The following is a 1,027-nucleotide window of genomic DNA, read 5'->3' on the forward strand; positions in this document are numbered from 1 at the left end:
GGTCAAGGGGGGGGGGGTGGGGTGGTGGGGCTCTTGGATAGGCCGAGTTCCTTGGCGCCCCCCTCTGTCCTACCGGACATCTCCCCCTCAAGGGGGGAGATTGGACTTGGTCCCTGGTCCCTGCTTTCGCCAATCTCCAACGCTTGAAGAATGGCGCCAACAGGCCGTTCTGCCGATCTCCCCCCTTGAGGGGGAGATGTCCGGCAGGACAGAGGGGGGCCTCGTAGAGCACTGCCATCAGCTGTTGGCGTTATTATCTGCGGCGCTGTTTGCCCTCCTCCCCACCCCAGCCTTCGCCCACGCCTCCGACCGGGGCCACGTCCTGCTGTTGCCGACCGGCTACTATCTGGTCGGAGGCGCCTTCGCCGTGGCCGTCAGCTTCCTCGTCCTGGCGCTGCTGCCGGCGGCTTCGCTTGCCCGCTTCTGGCGCCGACGCCTGCCGCTGTTCACCTTCGGCGACAGCGCCCGCGCCGCCATCAGCCTGATATCCTTTGCCGGCTTTGCAATTCTCATCGCCGCCGGCCTTTTCGGCAGCCACGACCCGCTTTCAAACCCGCTGCCTTTGGTGATCTGGACCCTTTTGTGGGCCGGCGTCACGCTGTTGCAAGGCCTCTTCGGCGATCTCTGGTCATGGCTGAACCCCTGGTATGGACCATGGCGTATCGCCTCGCGCCTGTTCGGGACCGGGACATGGCGCCTGCCCCGATGGGTCGGCTGCTGGCCTGCGGCCATCTTGTTCTTCGCCTTTGCCTGGTTCGAACTCATCGATCCGGCGCCCGACGATCCGGCGCGTCTGGCCGTGGCCGCCGGCCTCTACTGGCTATTCTCTTTCCTCGCCATACTGGCGTTCGGCTATCGCGGCTGGAGCCGCAGCGGCGAATTCCTGACGGTCTTCTTCTCCATGGTGGCGCGTTTCGCAATTGTGGTACGGAACGAACATGGCCGGCTTGCCCTGTGCTGGCCGGGCGCCAAGCTGCTGGCCGCGGAGCCCTTGCCGGCCAGCGGCATGGCTTTCCTGCTGCTCGCC

1 pseudogene is annotated in these 1,027 nt (G+C 65.9%); it reads left to right on the forward strand.

Features of this window, described 5'->3' with window-relative positions:
* Nucleotides 1-196 precede the first annotated feature (196 nt).
* Nucleotides 197-1,027: pseudogene (locus EN879_RS37065) on the forward strand (hypothetical protein); the annotation flags it as partial.

Origin of the sequence: Mesorhizobium sp. M7A.F.Ca.AU.002.02.1.1 (genome assembly GCF_003998535.1) — a bacterium.
GTDB classification, from domain to species: domain Bacteria; phylum Pseudomonadota; class Alphaproteobacteria; order Rhizobiales; family Rhizobiaceae; genus Mesorhizobium; species Mesorhizobium ciceri.